The 1541-nt window shown below is 70.1% G+C and carries 1 protein-coding gene; it reads left to right on the forward strand.

The window, feature by feature from the left end; genetic code table 11:
* On the forward strand, positions 1-1541 hold a 1541-nt coding region (rluB, locus tag HV675_RS32055), incomplete at both ends, for a 23S rRNA pseudouridine(2605) synthase RluB (RefSeq protein ID WP_175115469.1).

Genomic DNA, 1541 nt, shown 5'->3' on the forward strand with positions numbered 1-1541 from the left:
AGGGCGACGAACGCCCGCGCCGCGGCTTGCGTCGCGGACCGCGCAGCCTGATCGCACGGCGTCGCGCGGGCGCGAAGGCCAAGGCGAGCACCGATGGCGCGACTGCGCAGCCGGTGCCGGCCGTCCCCGAAGCGCCGCCGGACGGCGAAGTCGTCGCGCAGGTGCGGATGCCGCGCAAGGACCCCGCGGCCAAGAATCAAGGCGGCCGTCGCGCCGGCGGCAAGCGTGACGGGCAGCGCGGCGCGCCCCCGCATGAAGGCGCCGGGCCGCGCGATGGCGCGCGTCAGAACCGGCGTGGCGTCGGCCAGGGCGGTGCGCAAAGCGCACCGAATGCAGGCGCGGACGACGATCTGTTCTCGTATGTCACGTCGCCCGCATTCGACGCGGACAACACGGCTAACAGCGCGAACGGTGGCGCGGGTAACGGTGTGCGTGCGCCGATGCTGCGCCGCGGCCGTCCGGCGCAACCCAAGCGCGTGCTCGCGCCGGACGACGATGCGCCGAAGCTGCACAAGGTCCTCGCCGAAGCCGGCATGGGCTCGCGCCGCGACATGGAAGAACTGATCGTCGCGGGGCGCGTGTCGGTCAACGGCGAGCCGGCGCATATCGGCCAGCGCATCATGCCGACCGACCTTGTGCGTATCAACGGCAAGCCGCTCAAGCGCAAGCTGCAAAGCAAGCCGCCGCGCGTGCTGCTGTATCACAAGCCGACCGGCGAGATCGTGAGCCACGCCGATCCCGAAGGCCGCCCGTCGGTATTCGACAAGCTGCCGCCGATGAAAACCGCGAAGTGGCTGGCAGTCGGCCGCCTCGACTTCAATACCGAAGGTCTGCTGATGCTCACGACCTCGGGCGATCTGGCGAACCGCTTCATGCATCCGCGTTACAGCGTCGAGCGCGAGTATGCGGTGCGCGTGGTCGGCGAGCTCGCCGAGGGGATGCGTCAGAAGCTGCTGCACGGCGTCGAACTCGACGACGGCCCGGCCAACTTTCTGCGGATTCGCGACGGCGGCGGCGAAGGCACGAATCACTGGTATCACGTTGCGCTTGCCGAAGGGCGCAACCGCGAAGTGCGGCGGATGTTCGAGGCGGTCGGGCTGATGGTGAGCCGTCTGATTCGCACGCGGCATGGTCCGATTTCGCTGCCGCGCGGCTTGAAGCGCGGCCGTTGGGAAGAGCTCGAGGACAATCAGGTGCGCAGCCTGCTCGCGGCGGTGGGCCTGAAGGCGCCGAGCGAAGAGAAGGGCGGACGTCAGGCGGCGCCGGAGCGCCGTCAGCCGGATCCGATGCAGACCTCGATGGGTTTCATCAATCGCGAGCCGGTGCTGATGTCGCATGGCCGTTTCGATCAGCCGCAACGCGGCGGCGGTGGCCGGCGCGGGCCGTCGGCCGGCAGCGGGTTCGGCGCGCTCAACTCCGGTTCCGGCGGTTTCGGCAATCGCAACAACAGCAATCGCACGGATACGCGCGGCGACAAGCGCGGCCGCGGCGGTCGCGACATCGACGGCAATCGTGCGCCGTCGGGCGGCGGCAATCGCGCG

Source organism: Paraburkholderia solisilvae (assembly GCF_902859875.1).
GTDB lineage: Bacteria > Pseudomonadota > Gammaproteobacteria > Burkholderiales > Burkholderiaceae > Paraburkholderia > Paraburkholderia solisilvae.